Source organism: Vibrio sp. CAU 1672, from assembly GCF_029223195.1.
In the GTDB taxonomy this organism is placed as follows: Bacteria; Pseudomonadota; Gammaproteobacteria; order Enterobacterales; family Vibrionaceae; genus Vibrio.
In genome coordinates this window covers 253,541-274,916 of sequence record NZ_JARHUF010000002.1, presented here as the reverse complement: position 1 = coordinate 274,916, position 21,376 = coordinate 253,541, and the positions used below count along the sequence as shown (strand labels likewise).

Here is a 21,376-nt window from a genome sequence, read left to right as displayed (position 1 = left end):
AAATTTGTTTCTTAATCTAGGTAGTGGATATTTTCTTGTGAGTCATCATCAAAGATGTGGCACTTTTCAACCAGGAGCTGTACCTGACAATGGCTTCCGACATCAGGAATACTTTCAGTGTTTGTCAGCTTGCACACTACCGGCTTGCCAAAAATATCGACGTGAACATATACTTCTGAGCCTAGTTCTTCTTTGGCCTCTACTTTTGCGGGCAGGGTATACTGGTTAGACTGCTCTGATATTGAAAGATGCTCAGGACGAATGCCAAGATGAATACGGTGACCTAGCCACTCAAGCGCAACCTTTTGCTGACGCTCTGACAGAGCAATCATATGTTCGTTCAACTGCACACATACCACTCCCGCTTGCTCCACCAGCGTCCCCTCCAGCATATTCATTGCTGGTGAGCCAATAAACTCGGCAACAAACTTATTTTTAGGGTTATGGTACACATTCATTGGTGTATCCACCTGCATGATTCGGCCTTGATTGAGAATGCACACCCGGTCACCCATGGTCATCGCCTCCACCTGATCATGAGTCACATAAATCATCGTGGCTGGCTTTCCGGAATCCTGAAGTTGGTTATGCAAACGGGTTATTCTACGGCGCATGGAAACACGTAGTTTGGCATCTAGGTTAGAAAGTGGCTCATCAAATAAAAACACGTCTGGGTTTCTGACCATGGCACGGCCTAACGCCACCCGTTGACGTTGACCACCCGACATCTGCTTCGGTTTTCGATCAAGCAACTCGGTAATTTCCAACAATTCTGCTGCCCTTGCGACGCGCCGCTCGATTTCTGCTTTTGGCTTTTTAGCCGTTTCCAGGCCAAAGGCTAAATTTTCATAAGTTGTCATGTGGGGATACAGAGCATAGTTCTGGAATACCATAGCAATACCACGATCTTTCGGTGGCAAATCATTACACTCTCGTTCACCAATGACTAGTTGCCCGTCCGTAATACTCTCTAAACCAGCGACCATTCTCAACATGGTTGATTTCGCACAACCGGAAGGCCCTACGAGAACCATAAACTCACCATCTTTGATATCTAAACTCACATCATGAATGGCATGAAAACCGTTCTCATAGACTTTATTTACTTTTTCTAGCGTTACTTTCGCCATGATTTGCATTCCTATTGATAAATGCGCTCATTATTTCGCCCGTGATTTAGTCCTGGCCTTTCCAGCAGAACAAACGCTCTTCCTGTAAAACCGCGAAATAATGCATATAGGTTGGAGAAATGAAATGCCAACCCTAGATGCTGGCATTTCATCATCGATTACATGTGGTTACCTAAAACTTCCACACAATACCTACTTTCGAGAACCAGACCAGTTGGTCTCCTGTCCACGGAGCTGGGTTCGCTTTACGATCTTTCACTTGAACATCAGCCAGGAATGAGAAATTTTCATTGATTGGCAGGTCAGTGTAAAGGGCGTAAACATCGTAATCAAAATGGTCTCGATTACTTGGGTCGGTGCCCATATCCAGTGTGCCTCGTTCATAACGCAGTTCGAGATAGTTGCCATTATCAAAGTTGAACTGCACCAAAGGTTTAACTGCAAACTCGGTGTAATTGAAGTCATTGTGCTCTTCAACGTAGATCACTTTAGCACCGAGGTTAATGCCATTATCCAAACGATATAAGTACAGTGGCTCACTCTCAATGTACATACCGCGGTTTCCCGAGCCCTGGCGCTGATCTTTAAACCCGATCTCGGAACTCAAATGTAAAAAGTGGCGGCCAAAACTCAGGTCAATGCCAGGTTTAGCCATGTACTTATCATAATGCCACTCGCCAATTGTTTTCTCGTAAGACAACATTAGGTTCAGCGCAACATTGTCATTCTGACGCCAGTAAAAACTTGGGATCAACTCTGAGTAGTTGCTTAACCCTGTACTCTCCCCACCGCGACTATGGTGAATTTCCTTCATTACATAACCTAAACTGAAGTTATCTGTAATTCGGGTAAAACCGTCAGCGTAAATGTAATGCAGAAGCTCTTCATCTGGCTGATTTTGCTGGTTAACACGTTCGTACTCTATACCGGTAAGAGCGCGGGTTCTCGGCGCGCTGCTGGTACTGGCCGCCTTAGATTCTGTCTCCAGAATAAAGTCTCTGTATGCGTAGTCACTCCATAAGCCCTTTTCAACACTGGCATCTTCCGTTGTACCAGCCATGGCTAACGAAGGAAGAGCTAGACCCAGTAGCGGCGCGGCTGCCGCCAATTTCACTGCTTTTATTAGATTCACTGCGAGTTACCTAGTTAGTTATTTGGTTTAAAGGTTTTGTACATATCAACAATGCTTGAGTAGTAATCTTTACTCTCCAAGTAAGTGCGCACATCTTGATTGATCGCAGGAGACAGGAAAGCACCTACAAACATGCCCTGATCGAGAGAAAGGATCTTGGTTGAAGTTTCGCCTTTCGCGTTGATGGCGTCATACCAACCGTGAGGCGTTTCAAGTTGTGGGTAATAATCAATGAGGGTATTTAAGAGGTTCACAGCTTCAAACGGGTTAACCATGTACGATAACGCCAACGCATGTGGCGTTCCTGTTTCACCACCTGTAATTTCATTGTTGAAGCGCACCTTAGACTCAGATAACTGTGGCACCCCAAACGCAGCATAACCATCATCAACCGTCGACGATGAAGAAACGTATGGGATTTGGTGCTGTACCGCATAATGTTTTTGGACTTGGGTCATGTCCTCAATGATGGAAAAGTCCGGCATTAATTTGCGCTCTTCAAGCCAAATCATCGACAACATGCCTTGGAAATACGCACCATCCCAAGTCAGCATTGGCGTTAACTTTTTACCATTAAGGTAATAATCCTGGGTATACATTTCCATGTTGTTAAAGGCCGACGCAGGTACTTGTTTCTCATGCCCTTGAGTCACAAGGTGTGCCCATACCGGGGCTAGACGGCTCTCGTTTGCCTTTCTGTCGATGTGGTATGAAAGATGAGCATTGTTTTTTGTCGACCAACCTGAATAAAGCAGCCCTCTCCCTTCATCGTACAACTCAACCCACCCATCAACCTGGTTCTGCAAAATGGCTTCAACCTTGTCGACAACCTGCTGCTCAGACGTGTTTTCTGATTGGAGGTAAGCCCCAGCAACACCAGCTAACGCAAACGCCAAATTGGCATTATCTACAGCTGGGACGATTCCATCTTTGTTTGGCTTGAGCTTGTCTCCCTCAATGTCATAAGGCCAGTAGAATAACCCCTTCCAAGTTGGCGCAGCAGCTAATGCATCAAGTGTTTCATGAATACGAATCAACGCATCGGAATTTCCGTTTTTATGCGCTTCCACCAGTACATTCAAATACAAGCCAATCTCGGTCGTATTAACGTAATCGGCATGCTTAATGTTGCCCTCTTTGTCGACAAAAATGGTGTCATAAGGGACTTTAGCTTGCTGACTTACCCCAACCCCATCAACAAAAAAGTCGAGGTTAGTCTGTAAATGTTGCTCAAATCCAACCGGATACAGCTGAGGGTTAACCGTGAGTTCAGTGATTGTCACATCAGCGAACGAAGACATGCTAACCATAAGAGTAGAGGCAGCGAATAAACTTCTTTTTATCATTTTTGTCCTATCCTTAATTGCATAAACGTTTCACCTACAATACTCCATTACAACTCAAAAACGAGCAACATCCCACTGAATCATTTGTGATTACGGGCTTAGATAGACACGAAAACTTGCTTAAACCTTTAAGCATTTAAGCAAATTTTCGTGAAGAAGGCATCAACTATTCGAAGTGGACAAACTGACTCACGCCTGGGCGCTCAAGTGATAATAGGGATAAATTTGATTCACAACTACTGATAATAAAGTTGCATATGGGACCAATATGTCACGTTGCATCATTAATTAAACATTGCATGTTACACCGGATTTCAGACATCTCCCGCCATGCGACTAAACTGCGCGAATGTTGTTTCCGCGACCACGCATCTCCTTGCGCTGATGCAAGAAACAAAACCTATGGTGTGACTCGTATAACAACATAAATCTCTCTTTTGCCTTATACACCAACGCCCGCTGCCTCTACGATTTGGTGGATACGAGTAGCAACAGCAACATGCTGCTTTTCTTCACTCTTGCTTGCCATACAGCCTTGTTTATTTCAGCTCGATAGTGAGATGTTGTATTACACCTTTACTCTTGGCTTTCAATGAAACATTAACGGTCTTATTTCATGTGCAGATACAGGGATCATGGCGGCAAGGCAATGGCTGGTTGGCGAAGCCTCCACACAATTTTGCTATGCTATTGTCACTAAAATGGCCGAGGGGATATCCAGCCCATGAAACGACATACTACTAATCGTCCGTATGCTGTTTAAGCAAAGCAGAAAGCTCACAGAGTGGGGAGCCCCGTCCCGTTCAGCGCACAAAGCCAGACTTAAGGTGTTTAGGTTAGGCTTGCCGTTGTTCTTTGGGGTATAGATTCCTCTAAGCGGTTTGGCTCGAAAGCCTTTCCTGCTCAGTAAACTGACTGCCGCCATTTGACGCGTATCGGAGTTCCAAATATCTCCGTCAATTCCTGGCTTTGTTTTGTGATACTCGACAAACAGCGAAAAGCTTTACTGCTTTCGAGTGAGTCAGTATCCACGGTAATCCGTGTTTACCTTCTCGGGTTGCTTGTGCGATGCTCATCTGGAGCCTTAACACATGGCACTCAACACCTTTTTAGTCGAGGGGTTGCCATTGGGCGCAGCCAGGAGGAAGGATACTGGCTTACCGTGTTCCGCATGTCGCGCAATATCAGGTAAGATACCCACGATAGTGCAAGGAGCCTGTCGGTCACAAAAAAGTACTCTCCAGCCTTTTTGCTGCTCCCTTCGCCATTTGGCCACAGCCTATTAACCACTTCCGCTGCTTCATCGCATAACGCACCTTACATGGACTCACTTTCATTCATCATACCGATTCCGTAGTACTCACCCGATTTGTGGTCATCAGGAGGAGTATCCCGTTCACAGCTTTACTCCAAACTTTGTTACATTGTCAGGCTCGCTGCTTTATTCAGAGCCTTAGGCTCGTCTGGTGATACAAACGGCTCACTTTTATCGCGGTGAACAGCGCTTCATGCAACTTCACGTGCTACGGACACAAATGAGTCAATCAAATTAATGATTTAGATAAATGCGGATTAGCTAGCGTATGGCGTAACTCACAATGACAAAAGGGACATCATTGACAAAAAAGCCTTAGTTTTTGAACTACTCATGGTGACCTTCAGCATAATCATAAGTTGCCGACCAACCTTCCGCGCCCGCAATCACCCCAAAAACCGTGACGAATAACACATCGAAAAGAGGATAAGTTGCTTTAGCTGACTAACGTAGTTCTGCGATTTCGCTAAAATGGGCGGTAAAAACTGCGATGTACAAGTATGCTCATGCAAAGTGAGTATACGTTCATGATTGAACTGACACCTCAAATAGAACCTCAAGCGCCAGCTAATTGTTAAAAGTGTTTACAATCTTGTTCTGATAATTGATCGCCAGCACTACTAAAATGTTAATTCACTCCTAGGATAAGTAGTATCGGCAACATAACCAGAAAAGGAATTTCTATGAAGTGGGCAAAGTATCTTATTTTACTACTCGCAATTCCACTAGCTGCATGTGATAACAACAACCATTTAAAAACATCGACTTCCTCACCTGAGCGTCCTATCGCCAATGCCGGTGACTCGGTTCAGTTAAAACAAGGTGCCACCGCAATATTAAATGGTAGTAAGTCGTACGATCCCGATGGCGCATCACTCACCTATCAGTGGACCATTACGAGCGCACCAAGTGGATCTGGCAGCCAATTGGTCAACAGTACCTCGGCATTCCCATCTTTATATCTCGATGTGGTGGGTGATTACGATGTTCAGCTAATCGTAAACAATGGCAGCGAAGACAGCTTGCCGTCAACCCTTCGTATTAGCGATACCGACTCCATACCAGTGGCAAATGCGGGGCCCGATCAAAAGCACAACGGCACCGACTCGGTTCGTTTAGATGGCAGCCACAGCTACGACGGTGACGGCGATCCACTCAGCTACCAGTGGACGGTAGTGTCCTCGCCCTCGGGTAGCAAGGTTACCCTCGCTCGTGCCGATTCTGCGTTTCCGGTGTTTACGCCCGATCTAGCCGGTGATTACGAGTTCGAGCTCATTGTCGATGATGGCGTAAACCTCAGCGCCGCTGACCGCGTTTTAGTTACCGATCAAAACGCTAAGCCAGTGGCCAGTGCGGGCAACGACCAAGCCTACACCCTTGGTGACACGGTTACATTAATTGGTAATCGATCCACCGACCTGGACGGAGACACCTTAACTTACGACTGGCACGTTGTATCTGCCCCATCGGGCAGCAGTGCTAGTATTGCTGCCACCAGTTCGGCCATTACATCGTTTACACCCGACGTGTCGGGAGATTATGTCATCGCATTGATCGTTAATGACGGTCAATTATCGAGCGATGCCAGTACGATCTCACTTCGAGAAACCACTCATCGCCCTGTAGCCAACGCTGGCCTGGACATTTCCGTGGTAGTGGGCCAGTCGGTTCAGCTTGATGGCTCTGCTTCGTCTGATCTTGATGGCGATAAACTAACGCCAACCTGGTCGATTACATCGAAGCCCAAAAACTCAAACACCGTACTTACTGACGTTCACACTATGCATCCCTCGCTCACACCAGACGTCGATGGCCAGTACGTTGTGGCACTAACGGTTTCCGATGGCTCTCAATCAAGCCTGGTTGATAGCGTAACGGTATCGACTCAAAACCTGCCACCAATTGCCGATGCGGGTAAACCACTGCAACTAACCGCCGGTCAAGTCGCGCATTTAAACGGCTCTGCTTCGAGCGATCCCGAAGGTGACTCGTTAAGTTACGCATGGTCGATTCTATCAGCACCGGCTTCAAGCTCTGCCGCCTTAAGCAGCGCAACGGTAGTAGCGCCTAACTTTACCCCCGATGTTGAAGGCACTTATGTTTTTCAATTGGTGGTTAACGACGGTTCGCTCTCCAGTGCGCCAAGTACCGTTGTAGTTACTGATACCGACCTTCCCCCGGTCGCCCACGCCGGAAACGACCAGTCGGTCACCAACGGAGTTCTGGTCACTGTTGATGGTACTCAGTCGTTCGATCCCGAGCTTCAACCACTCAGTTATGCCTGGTCGATGTTAAGCCAGCCATCAAGCAGTAGCGCAAGCCTAAGCAACGCTTCAACCGCTGTGGCCACGTTTACCACTGATGTTGCTGGCGACTATTTACTGCAGTTGACGGTGACAGACGCAGGTGGACAGTCGAACACCGATACAGTACTAATCCGTGATACCGCTACCAACACCATGCCAGTTGCCGATGCCGGCCGCGATTTACAAGTCGATATGGGCACATCTACCGTACTAGACGGCAGTGGATCATCCGATGCGGACGGTGATAAGCTGACTTATTCGTGGGCGATGATGAGCCGGCCAGCGGGCAGTAGTGCCCAATTAAACGATGCGAGTTCCCCAACGCCAAGTTTTACTCCCGATGTGGAGGGCGACTTTGTATTTCAGTTAGTAGTAAGCGATGGTCAAAGTACCAGTCTACCGGACGTGATTATGGTTCACGACACCGAGCGCAATTTGGCACCTACCGCTGTGATAACGTTCACCGGCAGTCCTGACTTTAAGACTGGTACGTTGATTACTCTCCAAAGTGATTCGAGTAGCGATCCCAACGGCGATACGTTGACCTACTACTGGTCGCTTTTACAAGCGAGCGGGAGTTCGGCAGTGTTATCTGATAGTAACAGTGCAAACCCGACATTTACTGCGGATGTGGCGGGTAGTTATGTTGCGGTACTGACGGTAAATGACGGCACCTTAAGTAGTGACGTCGTTGTAAGGTCAATCAACATTACTGATCCACCTAAGGGTGCCGCAATTCCACTGCCGGCAGGACAAAATTTAATGTTTCTTAGCAATTCCGGCGGCGATAGCAGAACAGGCGCCATTTATGGTGTACCCGAAACGGATTTAGTCAACATTACCGAGTTACTGAGCTTCCACGGTGTTCCGGCCTTCAATTGGAGCTTCCCAAGGCAGGGGTTAGCGACGCATCCGACAGACGGCCATGTCTACGGCTTGGTGAGTAATGCAGGCTTATACGGCGCGGGGGTGATTACGCGATTCAATCCAGAGACTAACGAAGTCACTGTGTTCACTGATATACCGCGCTTCTATCGATCTGGGCACTATATCCGAGACCTGCGCCGCGCGCTCGTTTTCCACCCTGATGGTAAATCGATGTACACCTACTCTGAAAAAGGTGGCTACAACGACGTGGGGCTTGTACTTCACATCAATACGGACCCGATCTCGCCTGATTATCGCAAGGTCAGTGTGATTGCCGAAATTGGCAAACCTGCAACGAATTATAACGGTTCAACCACCACTTTATTGCCTGATTTAGAGTGGACTGAAGATGGTTCTTTGATTGGCTTATTCGGCTTTAGTCGAACCGGTAACAGCAAGCCAGCACTCAAATTTTCGCCCAGTGACCCTAATGACTTGAGCCAACCTTGGAATACCGGCACGTTAGTTAATAGCATTTATTCTCGTGCTAAGACGTTCTATTTTAAGGATAACTTTTTGTTATCAATCACTTCAGTTTCTCCGCCGGTTCTGACTGGCATGGGCGAAGACGGCTTGGGCGGAGGAGAAACTTTGCCAGATTGCTTTGACCCATTTGGTATTTTCGAATGGGACTCCCCTAATGTATACATTCTGTGTAATGCTTCAGCGAACGGCAACTATCCCTTACTTTATAAGTCCAACTCGATAGGAGCCAACCCCACACTGGTGCGGAGCATGTCGAACATCCCCAAAATTGAAATAACGGGTGTGGCAACATCGACACGTACATCGACTGCTTATATGAGCGTTAATGACGAATCGATGAGTTTCTTTCTCGACTTCCCTGGCGACCTAAGCTCGTTCGGTCTATCGCAGCCACGACTGTTCGAGGTGACGAAACCGAACTACAGCACTCAAGCGGTTATCGTTGGTAATGATGAGCGGGGAAGTTTTTTCCTCGGCGATCCAGCTATTGTCAATGATCCTTCAGATAGCCTCAACGATCGCTATGTATCGGTTCTTAGTTACAACGGGGGCAGTTTGGACGTAGGGGCAATTCTAACTTACGATCGTGGAGACGGTTCCATCGACGTGGCATCGTTCGGGTTTGAGCGTGGCGGTTACCCGTATGGTCGGATTCATGAAACCGCTCACGGCGATTATTATTTCTCGGTTGCAGCATACCAGAATTATAACGATACGGGAGCGACATTAATCTACGACTCAAGCGCCGGTGAATTAACCGCTGTCAATGCGTCTCGTGAAATACGCCCTGCGATTGGTCTCGAAGCAGACGATACGGGCATCTTGTATGGTCAAGGCATTGAGCTGTTTCCCTCTAGGTACGTTGTATATTCTATTAACCCGAGCGATGCGAGTTTTGCAAAAGTCTCCGAGCTCAGCCTAACGAGTGACACTTTTCCTCAGTATGAGGTTTCGGTGGATCAGAATAACCTTTGGGTTTTAACTGAGACAGATCTGTATTGCCGCGACGGATCTAGCGGAGCGACCGGAAAGCATACCTTCCAAACAAACGCCGATCACAACCCAGTACGCAAAGTCACCTTCACGTCACCAGGCGACGTCGGCTATGTACTCATGCGTGCTAGTGCTACCGCGAATCAGGGTTCAATAATGCAAGTTACAAATAACTGCGCTATTCCCCAAGCAAGCACAGTGGTATCAGGCCTTACCGACATCCCTTCCACCGCAATGATTAAGGCGTCAGATGGAATGTTTTACTACGGCACGGAAAACGGCAAGCTAATGAAGTTTAATGCCACGACTTCTGGCGTCACCACGGTCGCGACACTCACTGATATGAAGATCGTCGGCTTTTTAATGGAAGATGCGAATGGTGATATTATAGGGGCAGCCGAAGCAACCAATGGAGGTAACGATAAGATGTTCGCTTATACAATTGCTTCTGGCATGGTCAGCACCGCAGATATCCCTGAAGACCGCCCTCTCGACCACGTGTATCCGGGGTTTACTGAAATTAACTAAGCATAAGCATTGATGCAGGTTCTTACTCGCCGTTTCTGATAGTAGAACCTGCTCTTGCTCTTTAACCCTTGCCCGCTTCTGCCATAATTGGCAAAGAGGACGTTCGTTCGCTCAGCTTCGCTGTCTAGACCGATGGAACTAAATCAAAGAGTGTCGTTCGAATCCTCGACACTCACTAGTCATCGTAGCCTCATGCCTAAATCTATTTACAAAACAACCAACTGGAAGTGGCGGTTAGGGGGGAGACTACACATGAGAAGTTCCATTGCTCAGGTTGGTGAAACTTACACCGTGAGTAAAACGCAGGACAAACTCACGGGGCTAGATATACCAAAAACTCAAGATGTTGTTTAAGAATCAATCATCTTCATGCAACTTTTCTTCTAACTGAGTTAGGCAGCAAAGCCTGTCAATTTCTGCGGACTAATTAAAGAAAATGAACAAATAGAGTTGATGGTATAGATTTACTTAGGAAGTTAAATCTCAGATACACAAAAACACGCAGTAAAGCGTTTTAGTTTCAATTGTTTGGGATTTCTATTCGATGAAGAAGAATTGGAGCGGGCAGCGGGAATCGAACCCGCATCATCAGCTTGGAAGGCTGAGGTAATAGCCATTATACGATGCCCGCGCATCGTGAAGACGTTGTTACTATGCCACAATTGAATAAAAAGAAAAGCCCTTTTTGTTCAAGTGATTACTTAATACCCAAATCGGGTACTGTTCGACTAAAAAGCGTGCAGTAACGCAAAGTTTACGCTGAAAAGGGATCCATACCGGCTCCCTATCATAAGTCATTAATGGGCTAATCAGGCCCCAAACTACCGTTAGCCCTGCAGATAAGCATTGAGCATCCACATCAGCTTTTCTTGCTCGCGGATATAATCACCCATCAGCGCTGCCGTACCTTCATCGTCTGCTTCGCCGGCGTGGCTTAAAATATCACGCTGCTGGCGCAGCAGCACGCCAAAACCATCAACCAGACCTTGTACACATTCCTGCCCTGACGTCGCATTTAAATGCTCTTTGATCTGGCTGGTTTGCAGGTAATGGCTGAATGCATGAACCGGAGTGTGGCCCAATGTCAGGATACGTTCTGCCAGTTCATCAATTTTGGTCTGAAGATCGGTATAGATCTCTTCAAACTTAACGTGCAACTCAAAGAACTGCTGGCCTTTAATGTTCCAGTGGTAGCCACGGGTGTTCATATAAAGCACCTGGTAATGGGCAAGTAGTTGGTTAAGCTGGTGCGCCAGTTGTCGTGATTGTTCTTGATCTAAACCAATCAGGTTAACTTGATTACTCATGTGCTCGCTCCTTAAAAAATCTGTCAAAAAATTCAGTGCGGTATTCGCCGCTGTTGGGAACAGTGTAGAGAAGCGCCACTGGCAAAGAAATTTGGTTGTACCGATAGTGTTGATAGCTATTTTCGATTGATAGTGCGGTTTTGATAGGTAGTGGAAAAATCAAACCCGGCAAACTGAGGCTTGCCGGGCTAGATTGGTGACTGGTGGTAAAGGATCAGGCGGTTTTGAACTGGTCCATCTGCTGATTGAGTTCGGTAACTTGCTGTTTCACCTGCAATGCGGTATCACTCGATTGCTGGCTGTTTTCCGTCACAGCACCAATTGAATCGGTAAAGTGGTTCATCAGCGCGCTGATGGATTGGGTCGCATGGGCCTGCTGATCTGCTGCGGCGGCCAGCTCCGCCATTTGCGCATTGAGTGCATCGATCTGTTCAGTGGTCGTCACCAGCTTGCTTACCGCCGCCTCAATGTGCTCGGCCCCCTGCTCAGCCAGTGACTGGCTCTGTCCTATTTCTTGCACCACCGAACCGGTAGCGTGTTGAATCGCATGGATAATGCCGTTGATCTCTGAGGTCGATTCTGTCGTCCGGCTTGCCAGCATCCTGACTTCATCCGCCACCACAGCAAAACCCCGCCCCTGTTCTCCGGCTCGTGCGGCTTCAATGGCCGCATTCAGTGCCAGTAAATTGGTTTGTTCAGCGAGGCCCTCAATGACTTCCGTCACCCGGCCAATCGACTCACTTTCCTGACTTAACTGCGTGACCAGTTTGCTTGCGTTTTCGATCGTCTGATGCAAGGTCTCCATGGTCACTTTGTTCTGCTGCAATGCCCCATGCCCTTGTCCGATATCATTTCTCGACTCGGCAAGGCACAATACCGTGTGGTTAGCCTGATCCAGCGTATTGGCGGTAGCCTGAGCGATCTCTGCCAGCTGCAACCCCATCTCAACCACGTTTGTTTGCTGTTGCCTGGCGTTGGTCGAGGTTACCTGCGCTGAATCCAGCATTGCCCCCATACCCCTGTCCACCTGATGAGCCTTTTCCGTTACGCGGGAGACAATATCAGCCAGGGACTGATTCATCCGGTTGATCGAATCCGTCAGACCGGCCAGCTCATCGCGCCCTTCAACCACCAGCGGAGGTTGGGAGACATCTCCCTCCGCAATGCTTTTTGCCCTGCTTGAGATATCCGCAACTCTGCGGCCGATATTCCTGCCAAGAAAATGTGAAAGCAGTATTGCGGCCAGCAACACCAATACCAGCGCAACAACCGTCGACATCAGCACCTGCTGAATCGACTGACGAATGCCCTGACCGCTGTTATCTGCACGTTGCTGCTGAGCTGAAACCACGGCTTCCAGGCTGCGTTCAAGTCCGCCAGCTGCTGGCAACAGTTCCCTTTCCATCAGCTGGTTGGCACCGTTCCATTGGCCGGACTGGCGCAAACTGATCACTTGTTCAGCAAGCGGGAAATACAGCTGCTGCATTTCGTTAAACAGTGACCACAATGATTGCCCGTCGCTGGAAAGCAGATGCGCTTTGGCGTTGATTTCTGCCACTGACTGGCTATGGGACTGGATCAGATCATAATACTTATCGAGATGGGCTTGCTGCCCGTACTGAAGAAAATCTCGCATTGCTGACAGCGCATTGGCCAGTGAAGTGTAACTATCGGCATAGACTTTAAACAGGCGCTTTCGCTCACCACCCGCCTGGTTGCCGGACTCCTCATTGATTAAGCTCTGAATCTGATCGAGTGCCACTTCAGCGATCGGAGCCGCTTCATTAATGAACAGATTATGAGCGGGGAGATTTTCGTCACTGTGGCTTAATGTCAACAAGGTGTTCAGTGTTTGCTTTACGCTCTGCCACTGAGCAGCGATAGTCTGAAAATCGTGCTCCGGGATCAGTGCTTGTAATACCGGCAGTGCCTTGTCCGTGCCGGCGATGATGGCCTGTACTTCGGCATGTAACTCCCCTCGCCGCAGCTGATCCCCGCCGAGCAACATATAGGCCCGAACGGATGACAATGATGCCTGAACGGATTGTTGAATCCCCCGGCTGATGTCCACGGTGGGTAAATCTGAGGTTAATAATGAAGAAGAGTGCTGCTCAACGGTACTGATGCTGCGATAGGTAATAAGTGCGGAAGTAACAAACAACAACGCCAACAGCAAAAAGCTCAGGCGCAACTTCCCTGATATTGTAAGGTTCATCCATAAACTCCTGACAACGATGAGCCTTCAATATAACCACAATTACAGAAATGTTAAACAGTAACAACCCGGTTATTATTGTATTGTTACCACTCTCATTCAGTAGCTAAATTTAACATTCACAAACAATAAGTTAGCAGGAGTTTCACCAAAAACACTTGTTGCATAACCATTAAAATGCTGTAACACGGCGAGTAATTGCCAGTTGTCCGCAAGGGAGTAGTTGCTCGACAGGCCAAGAAAATAAGAGTGATCGTCGTAATAGCTACCGGAAAAAGTCAAACGATTCAGTGCGGTCAGATCAAAGCTACAGTCCGCGTAAAAGGTGTTGCGGGTAAAGCTGAGAGTTTTGGCATCAAGCGGCAAACTGAGAAACGCCCGGGCACTGAATGCCACCAGTGGCTGGGAAATATAAAGCCAGGCTAACCGTCCCATCCAGTTACGCTTCCCTCCATAGCTGTAATCAGCTTCGATACTGGCGACGGTCGTAGACAGCGCTTGTTGTTCAGGCTTGTCTGGCTCTGCCGGATCAAACCAGGAAAGCTCGCCCCGGACTCCCGCTTCAAGAATATCGGTGGCAAAGCCAGCACCGAGGACATAATCAGTACGTGCTTTACCAGCGATGATCTGGTAATCCCATCCCTGGCTGTTGGCAAAGTAACGCAGCGAGGCACTGTTTTCCTCTGAATCTGAGGCAGGTGAGAAAACCAGTTCAAGGCCATCAGCAAAGCCCAGTTTCTTATTCAGCAGCACAGCATCCGTTCCGGCCCGCTCCTCATAATCAAAATCATAAATCGAATAAGCATTGTAAATATCGTTGGGGTTCCACACCGTATTCATCGACCAGTTGATCCGGAACCGACCGGCCCGGGCCGACCAATCCTGATGTCGCCATGTCAGGTACAGGCGGTCAAATTGCGAATTCACAATGACCTTATCTTCGCGCCAGTTGTGGCTGAGATCCATGTAACCGCTATCGGCCTCAATTAACCGGGCGTAAAATGGATTATCTAAAGCGTCTCCCCACAGCGCTCGATTTCGCATTCCCAGGTTAACCTGCCAGTTTGGCGAAAACCGGTACTCAAAATTAACCCGCTGATGGATCAGATGGTCGAGTGTATTCGCTGATACCTCAGGGATGGTGTACGTCGCCATGTATTTAACGTAACCGTCTAAGTCCCACTGTTTCTGGGGGGTTAAACCGGGAATAGCGGCTAGCGCGGATCCGCAACTCACCAGTATGGTCGCCACAGACAACGCCGGGCATCCGCGCCGGATGTTCATGGCCAAATCACGCATGATAACGCTCATGAAGGTTATCAATATTGCTGAAGTCACGCGCCAGGCGCCCATCCTCAAACACGATGATCCGGTGGGCACGTTTGATCACTCGTGGATCGTGGGTAGAAAAGATGAAAGTCGTTCCCTCATGTAAGCTCAATCGTTCCATAATGTTGAGCAGCTCTGCGGTACTTTTTGCATCAAGATTCGCGGTCGGCTCATCTGCCATGACAAATCTGGGTTTAGGTGCTAAAGCACGCGCTACCGCGACACGCTGCTGTTGGCCACCGGACATTTTGCCCGGTACTTTATTCATCTGTTCTTTTAATCCGACTTCTTCGAGCAACGACATCGCCCGTTCCCGGCATTGTCGCTCGCTCTTGCCCTGCAACTGCATCACAAACTCAACATTTTCTAATGCGGTCAACACCGGCAGCAGACTATAGTCCTGGAAAATGAACCCAATATTGTCACGCCGATAAGCAATCAGCTCTCTTTCCGACATACACGAAATCAGACAACCGTCGATTTCTACACTCCCGGACGTGGGTGAATCGATGCCACCGATCATATTCAACAAGGTGGTTTTACCTGAGCCAGAAGGCCCCATGATAGCCACAAACTCACCCTGTTTTATTTCCAGATCGACAGATTTAACAGCGTGAACCGGAAACTCACTATCCGGATTATATGTTTTGCAAAGTTGAGTTAACTTAATCGTCATTAGCGTTTCTCCGCCATTGCATCAACCGGCCGGTGTTTAAGGATTTGTCGCGACGGGTACAGGGCAGCAAGCAAACTGGCGACAATAATGGTAACGATAATCATCCGGTATTCATACCAGGCAATCCTTGGATACAGAACTGTATCGACACCGTAAGCTCCTAAGCCATCAGCCAGAGCCCCCAAAGAAACCCCAGTATGGCCAAGAATATAAATCATCACCATGCTGCCGGCTAAACCCAGCACACAGCCACTCACCCCCAAAAACAGGGTTTCCAGCATGATCAGGATACGAATCTTATGTTTATGCATTCCGACCGCCATCAACACACCAAACTCTTGTGTGCGCTCAAACACCGACATCAACATCACATTAACGATGCCAAGAGCCATCGCCAACACAAATATCACCAACGTAATCAGGTTCGACACATCCATGGTACTCATCATGCTCGATAACAAAGGCTGTATTTCAGACCAAGAGCGAACCACGATTTTGTCTTTATTCCCTAGCAGTTGTATCTCGTGCGAGATCGCCCGCATCTGAGCGCTTAACGCTGATGGGGTATTGTTTTTCAATCGTACTGCAATTTCATGCACGCCGGTGAGGCCAGCCAGTTTCTCTAAATCAGCTTTGCGTACATATACGTTACCCTCATCAAAGGCGGTTGAAGGAGTTTTGAATACTCCCCGAACTCGAAATGCCGCGCCGGCCACATCACCGTCGATATCGGAAAATGTCACCACCACTTTTGAGCCCTCACGCAGCTTGAGGCGCTCAGCCATTTTGCTCGAAACCAGGATTGGATTGCGCCCTGTCGGACTCAGCCACTCTCCCTGTACGATATGCTTTGCCAGCGGGGTGATGTGCTGTTCCTGTTCCAGGTTAATGCCGTTGATACGCACACCACGTGAGCTGCGTGCCGACGCGATCATCCCATCAGCAAGGAAACGCTCTGAAACCTGCGCTACATGGATATGGGAAGCGATTTTCTCAGACAAGTACTCCGCCCTCGGGATCACCGCTTTGAGATCCGGGTTAACCAAATAAGCCGGCTGATGAAGCTGGATATGGCTGGTTTGCCACGCTATCGCATTCTTGACCATGCTATCAACCAGGCCATTCATAAAGCCCATCATCGCGATCACTCCCATCAAACCAAACACCATCGCCCCGAGCATGATTGATGTACGGAGTTTGTTGCGCCACAAATTACGCCAGGCCAGTTTAACCAGCATGTGCTCCTCCTTTTAAACTTGCAGCAATAGGCAGACGGAGCAAGCGCAGCATAGGGTAGATCAAGCACAGCGCCAGAATCACCCACACCACAATAATCTGATTCAGCAACAGGTAAGGATCAAGCGAGACCGGCACAATAGGTTCAAAGCCGCTCTCAAGCATCATCTGCGCCGCTTCACCGGTGATTTCTATCGGATGAAAGTAAAAATATGCCAATACCGGTGAGCTAACGATAATGCCGATAACAATACCGAGAATAGCGATAAAGAAGGATTCAATGCCAATCAGCAGAAGCAGTTTTGAGCGCAGCATGCCGGTGGCGAGCATCACCGCAAACTCTCGCTGTCGCTCAAGTGTCATCATCAAAATGGTAGCGAACAGGCCAAAGCCGACAATGCCATAAAGAATATAAATTAAGAACACCCCACCCGCCCTGTCGAGGGCGATCTGTTGCGCCATTTCAGGAGACAGGTCCTGCCAGTCCTTAACCGCCACTTCCTGCCCATACGCTTTTTGCAGTTCGGTTTTGGTCCGCGGCAGCTCACGCAAACTTCGGGTATTAATTACCCAGGCGGTAACCTGCTGCTCTAGAGAATAGAGCGCTTGGGCACTGTCAATCGGCATATACACCAGTTGCGAGTCCAGTTGCTGCAACGGAAAATGCAAAATCCCCGCGACTGCAAACAACCCTGCTGCCGTCTGGCCCCGGTAGCCCGCACCGTAAAGCACCAACTCATCCCCTACTTCAAGATTTAAGTATTGAGCGAGTCCTTCTCCGACTAAAACGCTCTGCTCACCCGATGCGATAAAACGGCCTTGGATCAACTTATCGCTGATATGAGAGTATTTGTCCTCTTGCTCGGGCAAAACCCCGAGCACCATCACCCCTTTGGAACGCTCATCCTTGGCGGCCAGCGCAACCGATTCAACTCTTGGCAAAAGCACGTCAATATTGTCGTTGCGACGTGCGGCAGCGATAAAGGCATCACTCTGTGGAAGCACGTCATCAATACTGGACGATTCCGCAAAGTCATGATGTTGCAACTGAATCAGGCCAGTGTAAAACTTAGCTGCATTTTTGATATTGGCAGTATAACTCCCCTCCTGAAAGCAACGGGTCAGTAAAGAAAGAAACAACACCAACGCCAATGCCGATGCCGTGAGCAAAGTTCTGCGTTTTTGTCGCCAGAGGTTGCGCCAAGCCAATTTGATCAGCATCGTTAAGGCCCTGTGTGAGTGGTTAGTCGCGTAACTGTTTCATCTGCTCTACCGAGAAAAAGCTTTCGCCAATATCGAAGTCAAACTGTGCCTGGTGAGTAGTCAAGACGGTTTTATTGCCCGGCTTATCTATCGGTTGCATTTCCATTCGAGTGGCCAGTTTTCTCCCTCCCAGCACCTGAATGTCATGAGTAGTCATCACATTGATCAGGTCATCAAACTCATCGTAGAACTCGATTTGACGCTGCAAATAGGTGCTTTGTGAGATCCACAATGTCACTTTACTCCAAACAACCGGCGCCTCCGGCTTAGCCAGGGCTTCAATAACCCATACTGGGTCGCCTTCAAAAGCATTTTCTCCCACCATCCGGTGTTCATAATCGACCACAATAGAAGATTGATTGATCAGGTCATCATTGGTGAAATCAGACCCCATCCAGGACTGACTCAGCATCGACGGGGCGATTTTGATCACGCGTTCAATATTAGGCACCCAGTTCCACATTTCCCTGTCGCGTTTGAGTGAAGCGCTGCCTTTATCTTTTGCTGGTGCGGTGACTAAGACAAGCGAAAAATCGGTACCTTTTGTCCAGCTTTTCATTGTCATCGAACGCTGCCAGTCAGGACGGATAATCGCCATGGTCAACTCAGAGTAACTGGACTCGCCCCGCATCATTTCATCCGATTTTTTCACTATGTCTGTGGCACTTTCGGCCGCAACACCAAATGCGCAGACTAATCCAACCAACAGCAGGAACGGGTTTTTCATTACATTTCTCACGTTACGCAACTTCGCTTACCACCAACTGTGCAGGCTCATGCTACCAGTATAGCAAGCTAACGGATTGAAACAGCGCGAGATTGATCATAGTTCACCGATTGACGAATGAGTTTTACCCCAGTAAATACCACCCGTTTGGTGCTCTCGGTAACATCCCTTACATAACCATTTACTCCATCAAATCCGCATGTTTTGGGTTATTGTTAAAGCATGCTTTTGGCCGATCCCTACAGGCCATAAGTATTCAGGTTACGAAGGCACATCACGATAGAGACCATCGCTGGCATGCACGTCATTCCCGCACCTGACCCATAGCACAGTTCGCTATTTTTTTGTTCGATCAAGCCCATGTCCTTTGTTACTTTACGCGCACTTTATTCTGCTCATTTTGCTTATGCCTACTCAATACCGAATCAACAAAATTGTCGAGATTGGAGATACCCTCCACCGCGCCGGCTGTGCCCCTTACAAGGTCGAAAAGTACACCCAATACTACGCGCAAAAACATGGGGTCGATGTGATGATTCAGGCTACACCCACCGCGATCAATTACCAGTTCCCGGATGACGACAATGCCGTGGTGTTAAAACGACTCAAACCGGCGTCTATTAATCTTAGTTTACTGGCCAATACCATCATCCGTATCAATCAACCCAGCCACGAGCCTGTCCCCGAACCCAAGGGCTACGCAAAATGGATAACCGCACTCGCGAACATGTGCATACCTCCCGCCTACCTGATGTTGGTGGGCAGTACTCTGGAAGCGATTGGTTTATCCTTTTTACTTGGTTTGGTAGTCTGGCTTTGCCAACAAGCCTGCCACTCAAGACGGGCCATTGCCGCAGAGTTCATCGCCGCGCTGTTAACCGGTATCATCGTCGCCTACTTATCCAGTACCTCGTTACCTATTCCGGTCTGGGCACTGTGTATCGCCTCTGTGATCCTGTTTGTTCCGGGCCTTTCCATCGCCAATGCGTTGGAGTGCCTGGCGTTTAATGATTTGGTCTCTGGCACCAGCTTGCTCGGGCAGTGCGCCCTGACTCTGATCAAACTGTTTATCGGGATCACCATGGGGCTGAGCATTGGGGAAGCCATATGGGGGCAGGCTCTCTCGATTGCCTACACCAACGAAGTGCCAACGTGGATGCACATTTTTGGCCTGTTTCTCATTTCGGCCGCGCTTGGGGTGATTTTCAATGCGCGCCTGGTCGATATCCTGTTAGGTGTGCCCGTCGCCGTGCTAGGGATGTGGGGACCGCTCTATCTTGGCTTCGACAGTGGCTGGGTGGTCGGAACCTGGGTGACCACGGTACTAATCACCCTGTACGGAACATGGCTGGCGAAAAAAATGGAGCTCACGGGTTCGATTTATATTGTGCAGGGCATCATTATCCTGGTCCCAGGAAGCCGTGTGTTGATCAGTGCCGGTCAGTCAGTGTTTGAGCAGTCTATTTTGCCGATCCCGAGTATTGGCCTCTCCGCCTTGTTAATGTTCTCTGCCATTGTGACCGGGCAAATTACCGCCTACTCACTCTATTCACCACAAATCGAGCGCTGACTCCCTTGGCAGAGGCTCAGATTAACCCTGGCCACCGGCAAAGAAAAAGCCCTATTCGAAATCCACATTGTTGAGAATTTTGAATAGGGCTCTTTGCCCTTATGCTTCGCCTTCCGGTTAAAGCTGCCTTTGCCTTTCTTCGCTTTTACCACCCTGGCTCTGAACAGTTTACTGGTAACAACCGCTTTCAATGCATTATCTTTGATTTCCCCTCGGCCGAACTCTGTTGAACGACTCAACTCATCAACTTGAGGTTGATGTTGCTTACTTGTCATAAACTCCCCTTATTGGTCTAACCAGAACAGACAATCACCACGACTTAGAGTCAAACTTGTCATCTTTGTTTCATTTATTTCATCAAAAACTTATTTTTTCCGACATTTATTTGAAATATATTCAAATAAGCGCACAGTAAAGAGTGACTAAAAACAAATATTTGTAGTTAAGAGCAGAATAGTAGTTGACTCCATCTGAATTTAACCTAGACTCTTAGCCAGCTAGAAAGAAAGTTCTTTGTTTTCACATTTCGTTGGATTACTCGTAAATCCCCCGTCCTGTGGTACGCAATAGCAATTTATTTTTCCGCGCTATAAGCGCCTGTAAGGCGAAAGATTTACTTTAAAATTAGATATTAGGATACAATCATGTCTAACACTGCAACTGGCACAGTTAAGTGGTTCAACGAAACTAAAGGCTTCGGCTTCATCCAACAAGAAAACGGCCCAGACGTTTTCGCTCACTTCTCTGCAATCCAAGGTGACGGCTTCCGTACTCTTGTTGAAGGTCAGAAAGTAGAGTTTGTTATCTCTCAAGGCCAAAAAGGTCCTCAAGCAGAGCAAATCAAAGTACTTTAATACTTTAAAAGATTATTATAATAGCCAGCTTTCATA

General features: G+C 48.2%; 14 protein-coding genes, 1 tRNA gene and 3 pseudogenes. 4 read left to right on the top strand and 14 right to left on the bottom strand.

From position 1 onward, the window contains the following. Positions 1-11: 11 nt before the first annotated feature. The 5 genes and pseudogenes from ugpC to P2G85_RS03505 form a co-directional block, all read right to left on the bottom strand. Entirely contained in the window at positions 12-1,130 is a 1,119-nt protein-coding gene (gene ugpC / locus P2G85_RS03525) for a sn-glycerol-3-phosphate ABC transporter ATP-binding protein UgpC (protein WP_275862734.1), read from the bottom strand. Between the two features lie 172 nt (positions 1,131-1,302). Continuing rightward, on the bottom strand, positions 1,303-2,262 hold the full coding sequence (locus P2G85_RS03520; RefSeq protein ID WP_275862733.1) for a hypothetical protein: 960 nt from the start codon (positions 2,260-2,262) through the stop codon (positions 1,303-1,305). Between the two features lie 14 nt (positions 2,263-2,276). Then, positions 2,277-3,608, bottom strand: coding sequence for a glucoamylase family protein (locus P2G85_RS03515; protein WP_275862732.1), 1,332 nt, complete (start codon positions 3,606-3,608; stop codon positions 2,277-2,279). A gap of 841 nt (positions 3,609-4,449) precedes the next feature. Next, positions 4,450-4,759: pseudogene (locus P2G85_RS03510) on the bottom strand (reverse transcriptase N-terminal domain-containing protein); the annotation flags it as partial. 494 nt (positions 4,760-5,253) lie between these two features. Continuing rightward, positions 5,254-5,421 (bottom strand): annotated as a pseudogene (locus P2G85_RS03505) (transposase family protein); the annotation flags it as partial. A 185-nt stretch (positions 5,422-5,606) separates the two neighbouring features. Between P2G85_RS03505 and P2G85_RS03500 the strand changes: the two are divergent. Next, positions 5,607-10,163, top strand: coding sequence for a PKD domain-containing protein (locus P2G85_RS03500; RefSeq protein ID WP_275862731.1), 4,557 nt, complete (start codon positions 5,607-5,609; stop codon positions 10,161-10,163). Positions 10,164-10,397: 234 nt separating this feature from the next. Further along, positions 10,398-10,517, top strand: a pseudogene (locus P2G85_RS03495) (IS5/IS1182 family transposase); the annotation flags it as partial. A 202-nt stretch (positions 10,518-10,719) separates the two neighbouring features. Here the strand turns inward: P2G85_RS03495 and P2G85_RS03490 are convergent. From P2G85_RS03490 to P2G85_RS03455, 8 genes are all read right to left on the bottom strand, one after another. Further along, positions 10,720-10,794 (bottom strand) — tRNA-Gly (locus P2G85_RS03490). Positions 10,795-10,990: 196 nt separating this feature from the next. Continuing rightward, entirely contained in the window at positions 10,991-11,470 is a 480-nt protein-coding gene (locus P2G85_RS03485; RefSeq protein ID WP_275862730.1) for a Dps family protein, read from the bottom strand. A 214-nt stretch (positions 11,471-11,684) separates the two neighbouring features. After that, complete coding sequence (locus P2G85_RS03480) at positions 11,685-13,685, bottom strand: methyl-accepting chemotaxis protein (protein WP_275862729.1); 2,001 nt, start codon at positions 13,683-13,685, stop codon at positions 11,685-11,687. A gap of 99 nt (positions 13,686-13,784) precedes the next feature. Beyond that, entirely contained in the window at positions 13,785-14,996 is a 1,212-nt protein-coding gene (locus P2G85_RS03475; protein ID WP_275862728.1) for a hypothetical protein, read from the bottom strand. Then, a complete protein-coding gene (locus tag P2G85_RS03470) occupies positions 14,977-15,690 on the bottom strand; it encodes an ABC transporter ATP-binding protein (protein ID WP_275862727.1) in 714 nt (237 codons plus the stop codon). Before P2G85_RS03470 ends, P2G85_RS03475 begins: the two co-directional genes overlap by 20 nt. Further along, entirely contained in the window at positions 15,690-16,928 is a 1,239-nt protein-coding gene (locus P2G85_RS03465) for an FtsX-like permease family protein (RefSeq protein WP_275862726.1), read from the bottom strand. The genes P2G85_RS03470 and P2G85_RS03465 overlap by 1 nt, the downstream gene beginning before the upstream one ends. Next, positions 16,918-18,147, bottom strand: a complete 1,230-nt coding sequence (locus P2G85_RS03460; RefSeq protein WP_275862725.1) for an FtsX-like permease family protein — start codon at positions 18,145-18,147, stop codon at positions 16,918-16,920. The genes P2G85_RS03465 and P2G85_RS03460 overlap by 11 nt, the downstream gene beginning before the upstream one ends. A gap of 22 nt (positions 18,148-18,169) precedes the next feature. Next, positions 18,170-18,916, bottom strand: a complete 747-nt coding sequence (locus tag P2G85_RS03455) for an outer membrane lipoprotein-sorting protein (protein ID WP_275862724.1) — start codon at positions 18,914-18,916, stop codon at positions 18,170-18,172. 406 nt (positions 18,917-19,322) lie between these two features. On the opposite strand from P2G85_RS03455, the gene P2G85_RS03450 reads away from it, so the two are divergent. Continuing rightward, complete coding sequence (locus P2G85_RS03450) at positions 19,323-20,486, top strand: threonine/serine exporter family protein (RefSeq protein WP_275862723.1); 1,164 nt, start codon at positions 19,323-19,325, stop codon at positions 20,484-20,486. Here the strand turns inward: P2G85_RS03450 and P2G85_RS03445 are convergent. Next, a complete protein-coding gene (locus tag P2G85_RS03445) occupies positions 20,462-20,761 on the bottom strand; it encodes a ribosome alternative rescue factor ArfA (protein ID WP_275862722.1) in 300 nt (99 codons plus the stop codon). The genes P2G85_RS03450 and P2G85_RS03445 overlap by 25 nt on opposite strands. Positions 20,762-21,130: 369 nt before the next feature. Here P2G85_RS03445 and P2G85_RS03440 point away from each other — a divergent pair, with 369 nt between their 5' ends. Then, a complete protein-coding gene (locus P2G85_RS03440; protein ID WP_275862721.1) occupies positions 21,131-21,340 on the top strand; it encodes a cold-shock protein in 210 nt (69 codons plus the stop codon). Positions 21,341-21,376 lie beyond the last annotated feature (36 nt).

Excerpts from the sequence above, each read along its gene's own strand:
- P2G85_RS03455 (WP_275862724.1), bottom strand. The coding sequence starts at position 18,916 with ATGAAAAACCCGTTCCTGCTGTTGGTTGGATTAGTCTGCGCATTTGGT.
- P2G85_RS03470 (WP_275862727.1), bottom strand. The coding sequence starts at position 15,690 with ATGACGATTAAGTTAACTCAACTTTGCAAAACATATAATCCGGATAGT.
- P2G85_RS03500 (WP_275862731.1), top strand. The coding sequence starts at position 5,607 with ATGAAGTGGGCAAAGTATCTTATTTTACTACTCGCAATTCCACTAGCT.
- P2G85_RS03460 (WP_275862725.1), bottom strand. The coding sequence starts at position 18,147 with ATGCTGATCAAATTGGCTTGGCGCAACCTCTGGCGACAAAAACGCAGA.
- P2G85_RS03515 (WP_275862732.1), bottom strand. The coding sequence starts at position 3,608 with ATGATAAAAAGAAGTTTATTCGCTGCCTCTACTCTTATGGTTAGCATG.
- P2G85_RS03465 (WP_275862726.1), bottom strand. The coding sequence starts at position 16,928 with ATGCTGGTTAAACTGGCCTGGCGTAATTTGTGGCGCAACAAACTCCGT.
- P2G85_RS03440 (WP_275862721.1), top strand. The coding sequence starts at position 21,131 with ATGTCTAACACTGCAACTGGCACAGTTAAGTGGTTCAACGAAACTAAA.
- ugpC (WP_275862734.1), bottom strand. The coding sequence starts at position 1,130 with ATGGCGAAAGTAACGCTAGAAAAAGTAAATAAAGTCTATGAGAACGGT.
- P2G85_RS03445 (WP_275862722.1), bottom strand. The coding sequence starts at position 20,761 with ATGACAAGTAAGCAACATCAACCTCAAGTTGATGAGTTGAGTCGTTCA.
- P2G85_RS03475 (WP_275862728.1), bottom strand. The coding sequence starts at position 14,996 with ATGAGCGTTATCATGCGTGATTTGGCCATGAACATCCGGCGCGGATGC.
- P2G85_RS03480 (WP_275862729.1), bottom strand. The coding sequence starts at position 13,685 with ATGAACCTTACAATATCAGGGAAGTTGCGCCTGAGCTTTTTGCTGTTG.
- P2G85_RS03450 (WP_275862723.1), top strand. The coding sequence starts at position 19,323 with ATGCCTACTCAATACCGAATCAACAAAATTGTCGAGATTGGAGATACC.
- P2G85_RS03485 (WP_275862730.1), bottom strand. The coding sequence starts at position 11,470 with ATGAGTAATCAAGTTAACCTGATTGGTTTAGATCAAGAACAATCACGA.